This window comes from Hydrogenophaga sp. SL48 (genome assembly GCF_021729865.1).
Classification (GTDB): Bacteria; Pseudomonadota; Gammaproteobacteria; order Burkholderiales; family Burkholderiaceae_C; genus Hydrogenophaga.
Map to the genome: position 1 here is coordinate 1690849 of NZ_CP063400.1, position 17853 is coordinate 1708701.

The following is a 17853-nucleotide window of genomic DNA, read 5'->3' on the forward strand; positions in this document are numbered from 1 at the left end:
CCAAAGAAAATTCCAGCAGAATTGTCGCATGCATGCCCGCCCCCCCCGACTCCGCCGCGCTCTTGCGATGTTGCTGCTCTCGGCGATGGGGATCCCCAGCTGGGCTGCCCATGGCTACGCCTTGTGGGGCGAGCTTCGGTACCCGCCGGACTTCCCGCACTTCGCCTACGTCAACCCCGGTGCCCCCAAGGGCGGCGAGTTGCGTCTGGTCAGCAACCTGCGCGTCTCCACCTTCGACAAGTACAACCCCTTCACCCAACGGGGCAATGCACCGGCGTACCTGTCGACATTGATGTTCGACTCTTTGCTGACCAGTGCACTCGATGAAACCGGGGCGGCCTATGGCTTGCTGGCGGAAGACGTGGCCCTGGCGCCCGACCGCTTGTCCGTCACGTTCCGCCTGCGGCGCCAAGCCCGGTTCCACAACGGCGCGCCTGTGCTGGCGGCCGACGTCAAGCACAGCTTCGACACCCTGATCGGGCCGCACACCTCGCCGGCGTACAAGACCATCCTGGACGACGTGGCCGGACTTGACGTCATCGACGAGCGCACCGTGCGCTACCGCTTCAAAAAGGTCAACCGCGAGTTGCCGCTCACGGTGGGGGGCCTGCCGGTGTTCAGTCGCGCCTGGGGCAACGAGAAAGACCCGAAGACCGGTCAGCGCAAAGGCTTTGACCAGGTGGTGATGGATGTGCCCATCGGCAGCGGTCCCTACAAGATCGGGCCTGTGCGCTTCGGCAAGGACATCACCTATGTCCGGGACGCCAACTATTGGGCGCGGGATTTGCCGGTGAGGCGGGGCACGGCGAACTTTGACCGCATCACGGTCAAGATCTACAAAGACAACACCGCCAGGCTGGAGGCGCTCAAAGCGGGCGAGTTCGACCTGATGCGGTTCTTTTCGGCGGGCGACTGGGCGCGCCGGGTGAACGGCAAACGCTTCGACAGCGGCGAACTGGTGAAGGCCGAGTTCACACACCGCCTGCCCACCGGTTTTCAGAGTTACGTGCTCAACACCCGCCGTCCGCCGCTGGACGACATTCGCGTGCGCCAGGCGCTGGGTCTGGCCATCGATTACGAGTGGATGAACCGGCAGATGTTTTACGGTGCCTACCAGCGGGTGCAGGGGCTGTTCGGCAACACCGATTGCGCGGCCGAGGGCGCACCCGGTCCTGCAGAGCTGAAGCTGTTGCAACCCTGGCGCGCCCAACTGCCGGCCACCGTGTTCGGCCCGGCCTACCTCTCGCCGCGCACCGATGGCGAGCACTCGTTGCGCGCCAACTTGCGCCAGGCGCAGGCGCTGTTGCGCGAAGCGGGGTGGGAGGTCAAGGACGGCGCATTGCGCAACGCCCAAGGGGCTTCTTTCAACATCGAGTACCTAGACAGCGCGGAAACGGGCGCACGTGTAGTGGCGCCTTGGGTCCGCAACCTCGAAAAACTGGGCATCGAGCTGAAGTTTCGCCCGGTGGACTTCGCGCTGTACCAGGAGCGCCTCCGAACTTTCAATTTCGATATCACATCGATTGCCTATGGCGGTACGCACAACCCAGGGCCTGAGTACGCCGACCTGTTCGGCAGCAAGGCGGCTGACACGGAGGACTCCAGCAACCTCATCGGTGTCAAGAGCCCGGCCGTGGATGCTTTGATCGCCCGCATGGTCGATGCCGAGACACGGCCGGACTTCCTGGCCGCCTGCCGCTCGCTGGAGCGAGTGATCACGCATGGTCACTACCTGGTGCCGCAATGGTCGTCCAGCACGCACCGCATGGTCTACAACGCAAAGCGCTTGTCACGCCCCGAAAAAATGCCGCCGTACGCCGCTGGTGAAGACTGGGCCATCGACACCTGGTGGTCCCGGACAGGAGCCCCATGATCATGTGGGTCTACATCCTCAAACGCCTCTTGCTCATGATCCCGACGCTGTTCGGGGTCTTGCTGCTGACCTTCGTGGTCATCCAGTTCGTGCCCGGCGGCCCGGTGGAACAGTACCTGGCCGAGGCGCGCACGGCGGGCGGCAGCAGCGCGGAAGGTGGGTCGGTGTACCGCGGTGCGCAGGGGGTGGACCCACAGCGGCTGGAGCAGATCAAGGCCTTGTACGGTTTCGACAAGCCTGCGCACGAGCGCTTCGTCCAGATGCTCGGTCAGTTCGCCCGCTTTGACCTGGGCACCAGCTTTTTCCAGAACAAGGCGGTGTCGACGCTGATCATCGAGAAGCTTCCGGTCTCGGTCAGCCTGGGCCTCTGGACGTTTTTCATCAGCTACCTGGTCGCCGTCCCGCTGGGCGTGGCCAAGGCAGTGAGGGCCGGTTCGAGGTTCGATCTGGTGACGACGCTGCTGGTGCTGATCGGCTACGCCATTCCCGGCTTTGTGCTGGGTGTGGCGCTGCTGGTGGTGTTTGGTGGTCAGTTGCAGTGGTTCCCGCTGCGCGGCCTGACCTCGTCCAACTGGGAGGAGCTGAGCTGGGGAGCGCGCATCACCGACTACCTCTGGCACATCACCTTGCCGGTGACCGCCATGGTGCTGGGCAGCTTTGCCGTGACAGCGATGCTGACCAAAAACGCCTTCCTCGAAGAAATCCGCAAACAGTACGTGATGACGGCCCGCGCGAAGGGGCTGTCGGAACGGCAGGTGCTCTGGAAACACGTGTTCCGCAACGCGCTGATTCCCATCGTGACCGGTTTCCCCGCCGCGTTCATCGGCGCGTTCTTCACCGGCGCACTGCTGATTGAAACCCAGTTCTCGTTGGACGGCCTGGGCCTGCTGGGCTACGAGAGCGTGATCCGGCGCGACTACCCTGTGGTGATGGGCACGCTGTTTCTGTTCACCCTGATCGGTTTGGTGACCAAGCTGATTTCCGACCTGTGTTACGTGTGGGTCGACCCCCGCGTGAAGTTCGATTGATCGCCATGGCCTCGATGTCCCCTTCGCGCCGCGCCTGGCAACGCTTCAAGCGCAACCGCCTGGGCTACTGGAGCCTGGTGGCGTTCTGCACGCTGGTGGTGCTCAGCCTGTTTGCCGAGCTGCTGTCGAACGACAAGCCGCTGATCGTTCGCTACGAGGGCCAGACCTACTTCCCCATGTTGCGGGACCACCCCGAAACCACGTTCGGCGGTGACTTCGAATCGACCACCGACTACCTGGACCCGTTCGTTCACGAGCAGATCACGAAGGGCGACAACTGGGCGCTGTACGCGCCCAATCCCTACGGACCGAAGACCCTGAATTACTTCGCGAAAGAGCCCAACCCGTCTCCACCCACCCGGGACAACTGGATGGGCACCGACGACCGGGGGCGCGATTTGCTGGCGCAACTGATTTACGGCTTTCGCGTGAGCGTGCTGTTTGCGCTGGCGCTGACGTGCGTCGGCACCGTGCTCGGGGTGCTCACCGGTGCCATTCAGGGTTTTCTGGGGGGGCGGACCGATCTGGTGTTTCAGCGTTTCCTCGAGATCTGGTCGTCCATGCCGGAGCTGTACCTGCTGATCATCTTCTCGGCCGTGCTGTCGCCCAGCATCGGTCTGTTGCTGGTGCTGCTCAGCCTGTTTGGCTGGATGGGCCTGTCGGACTACGTGCGCGCCGAGTTCCTGCGCAACCGCCAGCTGGACTATGTGCGCGCCGCGCGGGCGATGGGGCTGTCCAACCTGCAGATCGTCTGGCGCCATGTGCTGCCCAACAGCCTGACACCGGTGGTGACCTTCCTGCCGTTTCGCATGAGCGCGGCCATCCTGGCGCTGACCTCATTGGATTTCCTGGGTCTCGGCGTGCCACCCGGCACACCGTCGCTCGGCGAGCTGCTCAGCCAGGGCAAGAACAACATCGACGCCTGGTGGATTTCGCTCTCCACCTTCGCGGTGCTCGTGATCACGCTGTTGCTGCTCACCTTCATGGGCGACGCCTTGCGCGATGCGCTCGACCCGAGAAAGGCCGAGCGATGAGTGCCTTGCTGGAGGTCAGGAACCTGCGCGTGTCTTTCAGCGGGCAGGAGGTCGTGCACGGCATCGACTTCTCGGTGGCGGCGGGTGAGAAGCTGGCTCTGGTGGGAGAGTCCGGCTCGGGCAAGACCGTTTCGGCCTTGTCCTTGCTGCGGCTGATGCAAGGTGCGCAAGTCTCGGGCTCGGCGAGCCTGAACGGGCGGGATCTGCTGACGCTGAGCGAACACCAGCTGCGGGCCGTGCGGGGCGACCAGGTGGCCGTGATCTTCCAGGAGCCCATGACATCGCTCAACCCGCTCTACAGCGTGGGCGAACAGATCGCCGAGGTGCTGCAGCTCAAGAAGGGCCTGACCGCGACGCAGGCCAGGGCGTCCACGGTGGAGTTGCTGGCCTCGACCGGCATCCCCGAGCCGGCCCGCCGGGCGGGCGCTTTTCCGCATCAGCTGAGCGGTGGGCAACGGCAGCGGGCGATGATCGCCATGGCGCTGGCGAGCGCCCCCCAACTGCTGCTGGCCGATGAACCGACCACCGCGCTGGATGTGACGGTTCGGGCCCAGATCCTGGACCTGTTGTCCGACCTGCAGCAACAACATGGCATGGCGGTGCTGCTGATCACCCACGACCTGAACCTGGTGCGCCGGTTCGCCGACCGTGTGGCGGTGATGGAGCAGGGCCATCTGGTGGAGCAGGGTGTGGTGTCGCAGGTGTACGCCTCGCCGCAACACGCCTACACCCAGCGCCTCCTGGCCAGTGAAGCGCGGCGCGACGTGGTCGACGCCGTGGCCTCGGACGCAGCGCCGGTGCTGCAAGCCAGCGGTTTGCGTGTCAGCTACCCGGTGCCGCTGCCCGGCTTCAGGGGCTGGTTCCGGCAAGGCGCCTTTGTTGCACTGCAAGGTGCCGACTTCGCCATCGCGCCCGGGACCACGCTGGGCGTGGTGGGTGAGTCGGGCTCGGGCAAGTCGACCCTGGCGCTGGCCGCGCTGGGCCTGCTGCCGCATGAAGGCAGTCTTCGCGTGATCGGCTCCGGCTGGACCGAGGCCCAGGCCGCAGGGAAAACAAGAGCCCTGCGACAGCGCGTGCAGGTGGTGTTCCAGGACCCCTTTTCCTCGCTGTCGCCCCGGTTGACGGTGGAGCAGATCGTGGGGGAGGGGCTGACCGTTCACGAGCCGTCGCTGGGAACATCGCAGCGCCGAGCGCGCGTGCAGGCGGCACTGGCCGACGTCGGTCTGGTGCAAGACCCGGCGCAGGCGGGCGACTGGCTGCAACGCTATCCCCACGAGTTCTCCGGCGGGCAGCGCCAGCGGCTGGCGATCGCCCGTGCCCTGATTGTTCAGCCAAGCCTGCTGGTGCTGGACGAACCGACCAGCGCGCTCGATGTCACGGTGCAGCAGCAGGTGTTGGCACTGCTGCAACGCTTGCAGCGGGAACGCGGGTTGAGCTACCTGCTGATCACCCACGACGTGGCCGTGATCCGCGCCATGGCCCATGAGGTCCTGGTGCTCAAGGACGGACAGGTCCTGGAGCATGGCAGCGTTGAACAGGTCTTGAACCATCCCCGTCACGCGTACACGCAGGCGCTCGTGAAAGCGGCTGCCTGAGCTTGCACTACGATCGGCGCCGACGCTTCAGCAGGCGTGCCCGGTTCACACCAACACGCAACCCAGATCCACTCCCATGAAACACACCACCCTTCCCGTGGCGTCCCGACCCATCCCCGTGGACATGATGTCGCCGACCCGGTGGATCGAACTCGGCTGGGAAGACCTGCGGGCGAACCCGCTGCCCGGCCTGATCCATGGTCTGGCCCTGGCGGTCATCGGCTGGATTCTGTTGTGGGCAGCCCGGGACCGGTTCTGGCTGCTCGCGGGTGCGTTTTCCGGCTTTCTCATCGTGGCGCCGGTGCTGGCCACGGGTCTGTACCACGTCAGCCGAGAACGCGCCGCTGGCCGGCTCGCCGACCTGGGCGATGTGGTGGCGCTCTGGCGTTCGTTTGACGGCAGGCTGGTGCGTTTCGGCCTTCTGCTGGGGCTGGCGGGCACCGGCTGGGTGCTCACGTCGGCCGGCTTGATCACCTTGTGGTCACCAGTCCCGATCCACAAGCCGGCCGACTTTCTCCGCCATGTGGTGCTGGTCCGGGACGTGGGCCTTTTCGAGGCCTGGCTGGTTCTGGGTGCCCTGCTGGCAGCGCCGGTGTTCGCGTCCAGTGTCGTCGCCATCCCGATGCTGGTGGACAAAAGCGTGCCAGTGAGCATGGCCGTCTCCGCCAGCTGGCGCTCCGTGGCCGACCACCCGGGGCCGCTGGTGTGGTGGGCGGTGCTGATCGCAATGCTGGTGGGACTGGGCATGATGACCGCCTTGCTGGGGCTGATCGTGGTCATCCCTCTGATCGCACACGCCAGCTGGCACGCCTACCGCGACCTCACCGCACCAAAGTCCCCTGTGCCGGTGTCGGCTCATTGAGCCCACCGGGTCCCTGTCATGGAAAACACGATTTTTGGCCTGACCGAAGGGCAGATTGCCCAATTTGGTCTCACCTTCGGTGTCGGCGCCTTCATTCTTTACATGCTGTTCATCGTCCTCAACTTGGCGCTGGAAGCCAAGGCTGGCAAGTTCGGCACCTTCATTCTGTTTCTGGTTTTGTCCTTTGGCATGCTGGGTTTTGTGGCCAAAAGCGTCATCCAATGGGTGCTGGGCATCTGAACAGTGCGAATCCCTGGCCCCAATCTTGCAAAGGCGCTTCTAAACGGGTTACAATGTGAGCTTCACGACCAAATGGGCGGGTAACTACCGGCCCATTTTTTTTGGCCGAACGTTTTTGATCTTTCGCCGGACGCTTTTTGCGTTGGGGTGGTGGTTCACCGAAATTCAACAAGGCAGATACCGTACAGATGGGCTGGCAAGACACCGTAACGCAAACCGTGACAGGACTGGGTTTTGACCTGGTGGACCTTGAACGTTCCGCCGGTGGCCTGTTACGTGTCACGATCGATTTGCCATGGTCGCCGCCCGAGCCCGGTCAGCCGGTCCCGCCCGAGCAGTTTGTGACGGTGGAAGACTGCGAGAAGATCACCCGCCAGCTGCACTATTTGCTGGAGGTGGAGGGGCTGGAGTACAGGCGGCTGGAAGTGGGCTCCCCAGGCATTGATCGGCCGTTGCGTCATGAAATTGACTTCATCCGGTTTGAGGGTCGCGTGGTGGATCTGACGCTCAAGGCGCCGATCGGTGTCACCGATTCGACGGTGTCGGCCAGTCGGAAAAAGTTTCGCGGCACGCTGGAGCGTGCTGCTGATGGGGTGATGTGGCAGTTGGTGTGGAGTGATGAGCCCGAGCCCAAGCCAGGTCAGCGCGTGAGCAAGAAGCGCGTGCCGGCACCCCTGCAGGCGCTGACGTTTGTGCTGGACGATATCCAGCAGGCGCGTCTGGCCCCGATTGTGAATTTCAAGGGCCGCCAGTCGGCACCCGTCGGGCCCGGCCCGGTGTGATGTCAGCGCTGTGTGTGTTGTTGTGGCAATGAATGTTTGTGACTCTGAAAATAGAGCTTCGGAAAGGTGGCGAGTGATATGAACCGCGAAATGTTGATGCTGATCGATGCCATCTCACGCGAGAAAAACGTCGAGCGTGACGTCGTGCTGAGTGCTGTTGAGCTGGCACTGGCCTCGGCCACCAAAAAACTCTACAAGGGCGATGTGGACATCCGCGTGGCCATGGACCCGGACAACGGTTCTTACGAAACCTTCCGTCGCTGGTTGGTCGTGCCCGATGAGGCCGGCCTGCAGAATCCCGATGCTGAAGAGTTGCTCACCGATGCCCGCGACGAAATTGCCGACATCGAAGAGGGTGATTTCATCGAGAAGCCGGTGGAAAGCGTGCCGATCGGCCGCATCGGCGCCATGGCAGCCAAGCAGGTCATCCTTCAGAAGATCCGCGACGCCGAGCGCGAGATGCTGCTCAACGACTTCATGTCGCGTGGTGACAAGGTGTTTGTCGGTACCGTCAAGCGCATGGACAAAGGCGACCTGATCATCGAGAGCGGCCGCGTTGAAGGCCGCCTCAAGCGCGGTGAAATGATCCCGAAGGAAAACTTCCGCACCGGCGACCGCGTTCGCGCCATCATTCTGGAGGTGGATCTGACGCTGCGTGGCGCGCCCATCATCCTGTCGCGTTCTTCGCCTGCTTTCATGATCGAGCTCTTCCGCCAGGAAGTGCCGGAAATCGAACAAGGCCTGCTGGAGATCAAGACCTGTGCCCGTGACCCGGGTTCGCGCGCCAAGATCGCCGTGCTGTCGCACGACAAGCGCATCGACCCCATCGGCACCTGTGTCGGTGTGCGGGGTTCGCGCGTCAACGGCGTGACCAACGAACTCGCTGGCGAGCGCGTGGACATCGTGCTGTGGTCGGAGGACCCCGCTCAGTTCGTGATCGGCGCGCTGGCCCCGGCCAATGTGGTGTCCATCGTGGTGGACGAAGAGCGCCATGCGATGGATGTGGTGGTGGACGAGGAAAACCTCGCGATCGCCATTGGTCGCGGAGGCCAGAACGTGCGCCTGGCCTCCGAGCTGACCGGTTGGCGCATCAACATCATGACGGCCGATGAATCGGCCCAGAAACAGGCGGAAGAAGCCGATGGCATTCGCAAGCTGTTCATGGCCAAGCTGGACGTGGACCAGGAAATTGCCGACATCCTGATCGAAGAAGGTTTCACCAGCCTCGAAGAAGTGGCCTATGTGCCGCTGCAGGAAATGCTGGAAATCGAATCTTTCGACGAAGACACCGTCAACGAATTGCGCACGCGCGCCAAGGATGCGCTGTTGACCATGGAGATCGCACGCGAGGAAAGCGTCGAAGCGGTTTCGCAGGATCTGCGCGACCTGGAGGGTTTGACCCCCGAACTGATTGCCAAGTTGGCAGACGGTGGCGTGCACACCCGGGATGAACTGGCCGATCTGGCCACCGACGAATTGACCGATATGACCGGCCAGACGCCTGAAGAGGCAACGGCACTGATCATGTTGGCCCGCGCTCACTGGTTCGCCGGTGAGGAAACGCCTGCTTCCCATTGAACCGCGCAGGCCCGAGCGGAGAAAAACACCTATGACCAGTACCACTGTCGCCGAATTGGCTGCCGAGCTGAACAAGCCCACCCATACCCTGCTGGAGCAACTCTCCGCCGCAGGGGTGCCCAAAACCGAGGGGACCGATCGGGTCACCGAGTCCGACAAGCAAATGCTGCTGGGCCACCTCAAGGCCAGTCACGGCACGGCCAGTGCCGAGCGCAAGAAAATCACGCTGGTGAAGAAATCCACCACCGAGATCAAGCAAGCTGACGCCACCGGACGTGCCCGCACGATCCAGGTCGAGGTTCGCAAGAAGCGGACTTTCGTCAAGCGGGACGACGAAGTGGCCACGCCCGAGGCACCGGCAGAGCCAGCTGAGCCGGCCGTGCCGGTGATCGACGCTGCCGAGCTCGCTCGTCGCGAAGAAGAAGCGCGCCATCAGGCCGAATTGCTGCGCCGCCAGGAAGAAGATCTGGCCCAGAAGCGCCAGGAGCGCGAGGCTGAAGAGGCTCGCCAGGCCGCCGAGCAGGCTCGCAAAGCCGCTGAGGCTGCGGAAGCTGCTGCACGTGCTCAGAAGGAAGCGGCGGCCGCCGCACCTGCGCTGGACGCACCGGGCTCCGCCGTCGCACGCATCGCCGAACAGGCCGAAGCCCATCACGCTGCCCTTGAGCGAGAGTCGGCTGCCCGTGTGCTGGCGGACAAGAAGGCCGAGGTCAAGAAAGCCGATGACCTGCGCGCGCAAGACCTGCTGGACCGTCGCCGCAAGGCCGAAGCCGAAGCAGCCAACATCCGCGCGATGATGGCGGCACCCGCGAAGACGATGGTGGCCAAGAAGCCTGAGCCGGTGCCCGATCCGAAGGCCATCAAAGGAACGCTGCACAAGCCAGCGGGTACGCCGGGCGCCAAACCCGCCGGCACGACCGCTGCTGCGGCGGGTGCCGGTGGCAAGAAGGAAGTCAAGTCCGAAAACCTGTCGTCGACCTGGAAGGACGACGCGGCCAAGAAAAAAGAAATCAAGACCCGTGGCGACACGAGTGCAGGCCGTTCCAACTGGCGCGGAGGCCCGAGGGGTGGTGGCCGTCGCAACGATCGCGACAGCCGTGACAACTCGGCCAGCACATTCGTGGCGCCGACCGAGAACAAGGTCATCGAAGTGCACGTGCCGGAAACCATCACGGTGGCCGAACTGGCACACAAGATGAGCCTGAAATCGTCCGAGGTCATCAAGCAGTTGATGAAGCTGGGGCAGATGGTCACCATCAACCAGCCGCTGGACCAGGACACCGCCATGATCGTGGTGGAAGAACTTGGCCACACGGCCGTGATTGCCGCGCTGGACGATCCGGAAGCCTTCACCGAAGAGGAAGGCACTCAGCAAACGGCCGAATCGTTGCCTCGTGCGCCTGTGGTGACCGTCATGGGTCACGTGGACCACGGCAAGACCTCGCTGCTGGACTACATCCGCCGCGCCAAGGTGGCCGCCGGAGAAGCCGGTGGCATCACGCAGCACATTGGTGCCTACCACGTGGAGACCCCGCGCGGCATGGTGTCCTTCCTCGACACCCCGGGTCACGAGGCGTTCACCGCCATGCGTGCCCGCGGTGCACAGGCCACCGACATCGTGATTCTGGTGTGCGCGGCCGACGACGGCGTGATGCCCCAGACCAAGGAAGCCATCAAGCACGCGAAAGCGGCCGGTGTGCCTCTGGTTGTGGCCCTGACCAAGATCGACAAGCCCGGCATCAACCTGGAGCGCGTGCGCTCCGAGCTGGTCGCCGAAGAGGTCGTTCCCGAAGAGTTTGGTGGCGATGTGCCGTTCGTGGGCGTGTCTGCCAAGACCGGTGAGGGCGTGGACGCTTTGCTGGAGCAGGTGCTGCTGCAGGCCGAAGTGCTGGAGCTCAAGGCGCCGGTCGACGCCATGGCCAAGGGTCTGGTGATCGAAGCCCGCCTCGACAAGGGCCGCGGTTCTGTGGCCACGGTGCTGGTGCAGAGCGGCACGCTGAAAACCGGCGACGTGGTGCTGGTGGGCCAGACCTCGGGCCGCGTGCGCGCCATGCTGGACGAGAACGGCAAGCCGATCAAGTCGGCCGGCCCGTCGATCCCGGTGGAAATCCAGGGTCTGGCCGAGGTCCCGCAGGCTGGCGACGACTTCATGGTGATGACCGACGAGCGCCGCGCGCGCGAGATCGCCACCTACCGCGCCGGCAAGTTCCGCAACACCAAGCTGGCCAAGCAACAAGCCGCCAAGCTGGAGAACATGTTCACCGACATCTCGGCTGGCGAGGTCAAGGTGTTGCCGATCATCGTCAAGGCCGACGTGCAAGGCTCGCAGGAAGCGCTGGGCGCATCGCTGCTCAAGCTGTCGACCGACGAGGTCAAGGTGCAGCTGGTGTTCTCTGGCGTCGGTGGTGTCAGCGAAAGCGACGTCAACCTGGCCATCGCCTCCAAGGCGGTCATCATCGGCTTCAACGTGCGGGCCGATGTGGGCGCGCGCAAGCTGGCCGAAGGCAACGATGTCGATCTGCGCTACTACAACATCATTTACGACGCCGTCGATGAGTTGAAGGCCGCCATGTCTGGCATGCTGGCGCCCGAAAAGCGCGAAGAAGTCATCGGCTCGGCCGAGATCCGCACGGTGTTCGTGGCGACCAAGATCGGCACCATCGCCGGTTGTATGGTCACCTCGGGCATGGTCACCCGAAACGCGCACTTCCGCCTGCTGCGCGAGAACGTCGTGGTCTACACCGGCGAGATCGACACGCTCAAGCGCCTGAAGGACGACGTGCGCGAAGTCAAGGAAGGCTTCGAGTGCGGTATCAAGCTCAAGAACTACAACGACATCAAAGAAGGTGATCAGCTGGAGTTCTTCGAGATCAAGGAAGTGGCTCGCACGCTGTAAACCATGGCCCGCAAAGCGTCCTCCGTTCCCAACCGCGGCTTCCGCGTGGCCGACCAGATCCAACGGGATCTGGCCGAGTTGATCGCGCGCGAGTTGAAAGACCCGCGCGTGGGCATGGTCACGATCAATGCGGTCGAGGTCACACCCGACTATGCGCACGCCAAGGTGTTCTTCAGTCTGTTGACGGGTGATCCCGAGGAAACCCTGCAGGGTCTGAACACGGCCGCCGGATTCCTGCGCAGCGGCTTGTTCAAGCGCCTGCACATCCACACCGTGCCCACGTTGCACTTCGTGTTTGACCGCACCACCGAGCGGGCGGCCGACATGAATGCGCTGATCTCTAAGGCAGTGGCCTCTCGGTCAAAGGACGAAAACTGACCATGCAGGGCCAACGCACAAGGGTGCCGCGGCGCCCTTTGCACGGGGTGCTGCTGCTGGACAAACCGCTGGGATTCTCCAGCAACCAGGCTTTGCAAAAGGCCAAGTGGTTGTTGCGCGCGGAGAAAGCGGGCCACACAGGCACGCTCGATCCGCTGGCCACCGGCGTGCTGCCACTGTGTTTTGGCGCAGCGACCAAGTTCAGCCAGTTGCACCTGGACGCCGACAAGACGTACGAGACCACGGTGCGCCTGGGTGTGAAGACCTCGACCGGCGACGCCGAAGGCGATGTGATCGAAACCCGCCCTGTCACCTGCACCCCCGGGCAGGTGGTCGAGGTGCTGGACCGGTTCATGGGGCCGATCACCCAGATCCCGCCGATGCACAGTGCGTTGAAGAAAGACGGCAAGCCGCTTTATGAATACGCGCGTGACGGAGAGACGGTGGAGCGCGAAGCTCGGCACGTGGTCATCCACGATCTGGAGCTGTTGGACATGCGTCTTCAGGGCGACGAACCTGAGTTGCGCTTGCGTGTGACCTGCAGCAAAGGCACCTACATCCGAACCCTGGGCGAGGACATTGCCGGGGCGCTGGGATGCGGTGGGCACCTGGTGGCGCTGCGCCGTGTGGCCACCGGTCCTTTCAGCGAGGCGCAGTGCATCACGATCAACGCACTGGAGGCCGCCAGCGAGGCCGAGCGGCAAACGCATCTGCTGCCGCTGGAGTGCCTGCTCGACCGTCACACACGACTCACGCTGGGCACGGAAGATGCAAAGCGTTTCCTCAACGGTCTTCGCCGTCGCGGGGACTGGACCGATCAACCGCAGGTGGCAGTGTACGGGCCGTCCGACGCCGTCTCGCCACACGAACCCATCTCTTCCGTCTTGCTGGGCAGCGCCCGCACCGAAGGCGGCGAACTGATCCCGGGGCGGCTGCTGAGCCCCATCGAAATACAGCACATCCTGGAAACCTCACCGGAACTCACATCATGAGCAAACAAATCCGCAACATCGCCATCATCGCCCACGTTGACCATGGCAAAACCACCATGGTGGACCAGCTGCTGCGCCAATCGGGCACCTTCGCCGAGCACGAAAAAGTGGTCGACACGGTGATGGACAACAACGCGATCGAACGCGAGCGCGGCATCACCATCCTGGCCAAGAACTGCGCTGTGAGCTGGGAAGGCACGCACATCAACATCGTCGACACCCCCGGCCACGCGGACTTCGGTGGTGAGGTGGAGCGCGCGCTGTCCATGGTCGACGGCGTGGTGCTGCTGATCGACGCGCAGGAAGGCCCGATGCCGCAGACCCGTTTCGTGACCAAGAAGGCCTTGGCCTTGGGTCTCAAGCCCATTCTGGTGGTCAACAAAGTGGACAAGCCGGGTGCCCGTCCGCAACACGTGGTGAACGCCGCTTTCGACCTGTTCGACAAGCTGGGTGCGACCGACGAACAGCTCGACTTTCCCGTGGTTTATGCCTCGGGCATCAACGGCTGGACCTCGCTGGAAGAGGGCGCTCCAGGCGAACAGTGGGGCCCCGACATGTCGGCCCTGTTCAACACCGTGCTGCAACACGTGCCGGCCCAGAAGGGTGACCCTGACGCACCGCTGCAGCTGCAGATCTCCGCGCTGGACTTCTCCACCTTCGTGGGCCGCATTGGCGTCGGCCGCATCAGCCAGGGCACGATCAAGCCACAGATGGACGTGCTGGTGATGGAAGGTCCCGATGGCAAGTCCATCAAGGGCCGCGTCAACCAGGTGCTGACCTTCCAGGGTCTGGACCGCGTGCAGGCCTCCGAAGCCGGCCCGGGTGACATCGTGCTGATCAACGGCATTCCCGAGATCGGCATCGGTGTGACCGTGACCGACGTGACCACCCCCGCACCGCTGCCCATGCTGAAGGTCGATGAGCCGACCCTGACCATGAACTTCTGCGTGAACACCAGCCCGCTGGCCGGCCGCGAAGGCAAGTTCGTGACCAGCCGTCAGATCTGGGACCGCCTGCAGAAAGAGCTGCAATCCAACGTGGCGCTGCGCGTGCGGGAAACCGACGAAGACGGCATTTTTGAAGTGATGGGCCGTGGTGAACTGCACCTGACCATCCTGCTGGAAAACATGCGCCGCGAAGGCTACGAGCTGGCGGTGTCCAAGCCGCGCGTGGTGTTCCGTGACGTCGACGGCGTGCGCCACGAGCCCATCGAGCTGGTGACGGCCGACATCGAAGAGCAGCACCAAGGCGGCGTGATGCAGGCCCTGGGCGAGCGCAAGGGCGAACTGGCCAACATGGAACCGGACGGCCGTGGCCGTGTGCGCCTGGAGTACCGCATCCCGGCCCGTGGCCTGATCGGTTTCACCAACGAATTCCTGAACCTGACCCGTGGCTCGGGCCTGATCTCCAACATCTTCGACAGCTACGAGCCGCACAAGGGCGACATCGCCAGCCGCAAGAACGGCGTGTTGATCTCCATGGACGACGGTGAAATCTTCACCTACGCCCTGGGCAAGCTGGACGATCGCGGCCGCATGTTCGTGAAGGCCGGTGACCCGGTGTACGAAGGCATGATCGTCGGCATCCACAGCCGCGACAACGACCTGGTGGTCAACGCCACGCGCACCAAGCAGCTGACCAACTTCCGTGTGTCGGGCAAGGAAGACGCGATCAAGATCACGCCGCCGATCGACCTCAACCTGGAATACGGCGTCGAATTCATCGAGGACGATGAGCTGGTCGAAATCACACCCAAGTCGGTCCGTCTGCGCAAGCGCTTCCTGAAGGAAAGCGACCGCAAGCGCAACCGCGACTGATGACTCCTTCAACACGGCCTCGCGCCGTGTTGTTGTGTCAGCCATGCCATTTCGCACCCTGAGCCGCCTGAGTCACACCCAGGCGGTGTTCATGATGATCGCGGTGACCCTCATGTGGTCGATCGCCGGCGTGGTGTCGCGCCAACTCGAATCGGCCGCGCGTTTTGAGGTGACCTTCTGGCGCAGCGCGTTCACCGCGCTGTCGCTGCTGATCATCCTGCCGGTCTGGCGTGCGGCCGACCGGGCCTCTGGCGTGCTCGACGCGCGCGCAGAGCAGAGCCGCCTGCAACGCCACTGGGGGGTGTTGGCCGCCTCGCGCGCGTTCTGGGTCTCTGGCGTCTGCTGGAGCGTGATGTTCACCGCTTTCATGCTGGCGCTGACCTTCACCAGCGTGGCCAACGTGTTGATCATCATGTCGGTCGGCCCCCTGTTCACCGCCTTGTTGGCGCGCTTCGCCATCGGTCAGCAACTGCCGCTGAGAACCTGGACGGCCATCGTGGCGGCCGGTGCAGGCATTGCTTACATGTACGGCAGCCAGATGCTTGAGGCCTTCGCAGAACCCAGCGCCAATTCGTCGGGTCTGTTGATCGGCTCCGTCGCTTCGCTGTGTGTGCCCGTCGCGGGCGCGATCAATTGGACCGTCGTGCAACGCAGCCAGTCGCACGGGCAGCAGATCGACCTTGTGCCTTCGGTCTTGCTCGGCGCACTCATTTCTTCCCTGGTGACCTTGCCGCTGGCTGCGCCCTTTGCCGCCACGGCCAACGACGTGGCCTGGCTGGCCATGCTGGGTCTGGTGCAACTCGCCATTCCCTGCGCGCTCGCGGTCGTCTGCGCGCGTTCGCTCAAGGCCCCCGAGGTCTCGCTGCTGGCCTTGCTGGAGGTGATCTTCGGCATCGTCTGGGCCTGGCTCTGGGCCCATGAAACACCCGGGCGCGAAGTGCTGCTCGGTGGTAGTGTGGTGATCATGGCGCTGCTGCTCAACGAGTTGCTGGCCTGGCGCGATCGCAACGCCAACCCGATGCCGACCCAACCCGACGAAAGCGGCGCCACGCCGCATTGATCTCTCCAGGAAACACCGCCATGAGCCCGACGCCCGTTGAACAGCACGTCATCACCGAAGTCCGTGGCCGTGTCGGCTGCATCACCCTGAACCGGCCCAAGGCGCTCAACGCGCTCTCGCTGGGCATGATCCGTGACATCGCCGCAGCACTGATCGCCTGGCGCGACGACCCCCAGGTGCTGGCGGTGGTGGTTCGCGGCATGGGCCGGGAAGGCCCGTTCGGTGCCTTTTGTGCCGGCGGTGACATCCGCTTTTTCCATCAGGCGGCGCTGGCGGGCAACCCCGAACTGGACGATTTTTTCACCGAAGAGTACGCGCTCAACCACCTGGTGCACACCTATGCCAAGCCCTACATCGCCTTGATGGATGGCATCTGCATGGGCGGTGGCATGGGAATCAGCCAGGGCGCTAGTCTGCGCATCGTCACCGAACGCAGTCAGCTGGCCATGCCCGAAACCGGCATCGGGCTGTTCCCCGACGTCGGTGGGGGCTACTTTCTGAGCCGGTGCCCGGGTCGGGTCGGTGAATACCTGGCACTCACGGGGCTGGTGCTCAAGGGCACGCAGGCCATCGGTGTGGGGCTGGCCGACGCCCAGGTGGACAGTGGCCGTTTGCAGAGCCTGTGGGACAGTCTGGGGCAGACCCCCTACGAGACCGGTGAGGCTGTGCAACGCTGGTGCCAGAACCATGTGCAGAAACACGTGGAGCCCAGTGGCTTGCCTCTGGCTGAGATCGACCGGGTGTTCGCACTGGACAGTGTGGGCGCCATACTGAGTGCTCTGGAACTGGGCGACAGCGACTGGTCACAACAGACCGCCGCGGTGCTGCGCAAGCGTTCGCCGTTGATGTTGCACGTGGTGCTGGAACAGATCCGTCGCGCACGGCACATGGGGCTGACCGACAGCCTGCGCATGGAGCGCGACATGGTGCGTCGCTGCTTTCACCTGCGGCCCGGTACCGCCAGCGAAACCGTGGAAGGCATTCGGGCGCTGGCCATCGACAAGGACCACGCACCGAAATGGAATCCTGTGAGGTCAGAAGATGTGACGCCCGCCATGGTCGCTCCGTTCTTCGACAGCCCCTGGCCGGCCCACGCCCATCCGCTCCGGGCACTGGGCTGACCGACGAGGCACCTCCGGCTGTCGGCCGGCAGTGCAGGGGTCGTGTCAGCGGGTGCGGCTTTTCATCACCCGCTCGACTTCGCGCTTGCCCTCACGCTCCTTGATGGTGTCGCGCTTGTCGTGTTCGGCCTTGCCTTTGGCCAGCGCCATTTCGCACTTCACCTTGCCGTTTTTCCAGTGCAGGTTCAACGGCACCAGCGTGTAGCCCTTTTGTTCGATCTTGCCAATGAGGCGGCGAATCTGCTCACTGTGGAGCAGCAGCTTCTTGGTCCGCACCGAATCGGGGCTGACATGGGTGGATGCGGTGTTGAGCGGGTTGATCTGGCAGCCGATCAGAAACAGCTCACCTTCTCGGATGACCACATAGCCGTCGGTGAGTTGCACCTTGCCTTCTCGGAGGGCTTTCACCTCCCAGCCCTCGAGCACCATGCCGGCCTCGAAGCGTTCTTCAATCGCGTAGTTGAAGAGCGCTTTCTTGTTGTCGGCGATGCGGCTGTCAACGCCCTTGATGGGCGCGGTTTTGCTGGGTTTGGTGGCCATGAGGTGTCAGTTGCGGCCGTTTCAGGCCAATACAATGGCAGCGAAGTAGCTGCCGGGCGG

The 17853-nt window shown here is 63.8% G+C and carries 15 protein-coding genes; 14 read left to right on the plus strand and 1 reads right to left on the minus strand.

Translation table 11 applies throughout. The annotated features are described in order from the left end of the window. Positions 1-67 precede the first annotated feature (67 nt). The 14 genes from IM738_RS08165 (at position 68) to IM738_RS08230 (ending at position 17253) form a co-directional block, all read left to right on the plus strand. On the plus strand, positions 68-1873 hold the full coding sequence (locus tag IM738_RS08165) for an extracellular solute-binding protein (RefSeq protein WP_236966268.1): 1806 nt from the start codon (positions 68-70) through the stop codon (positions 1871-1873). A gap of 2 nt (positions 1874-1875) precedes the next feature. Then, the gene (locus IM738_RS08170) at positions 1876-2901 is read left to right on the plus strand and encodes a microcin C ABC transporter permease YejB (RefSeq protein WP_236966269.1); all 1026 of its coding nucleotides are present in this window, start codon (positions 1876-1878) and stop codon (positions 2899-2901) included. A gap of 5 nt (positions 2902-2906) precedes the next feature. Further along, a complete protein-coding gene (locus IM738_RS08175) occupies positions 2907-3935 on the plus strand; it encodes an ABC transporter permease (RefSeq protein ID WP_236965376.1) in 1029 nt (342 codons plus the stop codon). Beyond that, positions 3932-5530, plus strand: a complete 1599-nt coding sequence (locus IM738_RS08180) for an ABC transporter ATP-binding protein (RefSeq protein WP_236965377.1) — start codon at positions 3932-3934, stop codon at positions 5528-5530. The genes IM738_RS08175 and IM738_RS08180 overlap by 4 nt, the downstream gene beginning before the upstream one ends. A gap of 76 nt (positions 5531-5606) precedes the next feature. Beyond that, the gene (locus tag IM738_RS08185) at positions 5607-6392 is read left to right on the plus strand and encodes a DUF2189 domain-containing protein (protein WP_236965378.1); all 786 of its coding nucleotides are present in this window, start codon (positions 5607-5609) and stop codon (positions 6390-6392) included. Between the two features lie 18 nt (positions 6393-6410). Further along, positions 6411-6632, plus strand: a complete 222-nt coding sequence (locus tag IM738_RS08190; RefSeq protein ID WP_077330709.1) for a DUF2788 domain-containing protein — start codon at positions 6411-6413, stop codon at positions 6630-6632. A gap of 188 nt (positions 6633-6820) precedes the next feature. Beyond that, positions 6821-7414: a ribosome maturation factor RimP gene (rimP, locus tag IM738_RS08195; RefSeq protein ID WP_236965379.1), complete on the plus strand. Its 594-nt coding sequence runs from the start codon at positions 6821-6823 to the stop codon at positions 7412-7414. A 78-nt stretch (positions 7415-7492) separates the two neighbouring features. Further along, positions 7493-8992: a transcription termination factor NusA gene (nusA, locus tag IM738_RS08200; RefSeq protein WP_236965380.1), complete on the plus strand. Its 1500-nt coding sequence runs from the start codon at positions 7493-7495 to the stop codon at positions 8990-8992. Positions 8993-9023: 31 nt separating this feature from the next. Further along, on the plus strand, positions 9024-11885 hold the full coding sequence (gene infB, locus IM738_RS08205) for a translation initiation factor IF-2 (protein WP_236965381.1): 2862 nt from the start codon (positions 9024-9026) through the stop codon (positions 11883-11885). Between the two features lie 3 nt (positions 11886-11888). Further along, the gene (gene rbfA / locus IM738_RS08210; RefSeq protein WP_236965382.1) at positions 11889-12263 is read left to right on the plus strand and encodes a 30S ribosome-binding factor RbfA; all 375 of its coding nucleotides are present in this window, start codon (positions 11889-11891) and stop codon (positions 12261-12263) included. 2 nt (positions 12264-12265) lie between these two features. Next, on the plus strand, positions 12266-13255 hold the full coding sequence (gene truB / locus IM738_RS08215; protein ID WP_236965383.1) for a tRNA pseudouridine(55) synthase TruB: 990 nt from the start codon (positions 12266-12268) through the stop codon (positions 13253-13255). Continuing rightward, positions 13252-15072 (plus strand): translational GTPase TypA, encoded by a 1821-nt coding sequence (typA, locus tag IM738_RS08220; protein ID WP_236965384.1) that lies wholly within the window; start codon positions 13252-13254, stop codon positions 15070-15072. Before truB ends, typA begins: the two co-directional genes overlap by 4 nt. A 43-nt stretch (positions 15073-15115) precedes the next feature. Beyond that, positions 15116-16132 (plus strand): DMT family transporter, encoded by a 1017-nt coding sequence (locus tag IM738_RS08225; protein WP_236965385.1) that lies wholly within the window; start codon positions 15116-15118, stop codon positions 16130-16132. A 20-nt stretch (positions 16133-16152) separates the two neighbouring features. Next, on the plus strand, positions 16153-17253 hold the full coding sequence (locus IM738_RS08230; protein ID WP_236965386.1) for an enoyl-CoA hydratase/isomerase family protein: 1101 nt from the start codon (positions 16153-16155) through the stop codon (positions 17251-17253). Positions 17254-17298: 45 nt separating this feature from the next. Here the strand turns inward: IM738_RS08230 and smpB are convergent, their stop codons facing one another. Continuing rightward, a complete protein-coding gene (gene smpB, locus IM738_RS08235; RefSeq protein WP_236965387.1) occupies positions 17299-17793 on the minus strand; it encodes an SsrA-binding protein SmpB in 495 nt (164 codons plus the stop codon). Positions 17794-17853: the final 60 nt, after the last annotated feature.

Coding starts and splice junctions, on each gene's coding strand:
- rimP (WP_236965379.1), top strand. CDS start 6,821: ATGGGCTGGCAAGACACCGTAACGCAAACCGTGACAGGACTGGGTTTT.
- IM738_RS08165 (WP_236966268.1), top strand. CDS start 68: ATGTTGCTGCTCTCGGCGATGGGGATCCCCAGCTGGGCTGCCCATGGC.
- infB (WP_236965381.1), top strand. CDS start 9,024: ATGACCAGTACCACTGTCGCCGAATTGGCTGCCGAGCTGAACAAGCCC.
- nusA (WP_236965380.1), top strand. CDS start 7,493: ATGAACCGCGAAATGTTGATGCTGATCGATGCCATCTCACGCGAGAAA.
- rbfA (WP_236965382.1), top strand. CDS start 11,889: ATGGCCCGCAAAGCGTCCTCCGTTCCCAACCGCGGCTTCCGCGTGGCC.
- truB (WP_236965383.1), top strand. CDS start 12,266: ATGCAGGGCCAACGCACAAGGGTGCCGCGGCGCCCTTTGCACGGGGTG.
- IM738_RS08185 (WP_236965378.1), top strand. CDS start 5,607: ATGAAACACACCACCCTTCCCGTGGCGTCCCGACCCATCCCCGTGGAC.
- IM738_RS08225 (WP_236965385.1), top strand. CDS start 15,116: ATGCCATTTCGCACCCTGAGCCGCCTGAGTCACACCCAGGCGGTGTTC.
- IM738_RS08230 (WP_236965386.1), top strand. CDS start 16,153: ATGAGCCCGACGCCCGTTGAACAGCACGTCATCACCGAAGTCCGTGGC.
- typA (WP_236965384.1), top strand. CDS start 13,252: ATGAGCAAACAAATCCGCAACATCGCCATCATCGCCCACGTTGACCAT.
- IM738_RS08180 (WP_236965377.1), top strand. CDS start 3,932: ATGAGTGCCTTGCTGGAGGTCAGGAACCTGCGCGTGTCTTTCAGCGGG.
- IM738_RS08190 (WP_077330709.1), top strand. CDS start 6,411: ATGGAAAACACGATTTTTGGCCTGACCGAAGGGCAGATTGCCCAATTT.
- smpB (WP_236965387.1), bottom strand. CDS start 17,793: ATGGCCACCAAACCCAGCAAAACCGCGCCCATCAAGGGCGTTGACAGC.
- IM738_RS08175 (WP_236965376.1), top strand. CDS start 2,907: ATGGCCTCGATGTCCCCTTCGCGCCGCGCCTGGCAACGCTTCAAGCGC.
- IM738_RS08170 (WP_236966269.1), top strand. CDS start 1,876: ATGTGGGTCTACATCCTCAAACGCCTCTTGCTCATGATCCCGACGCTG.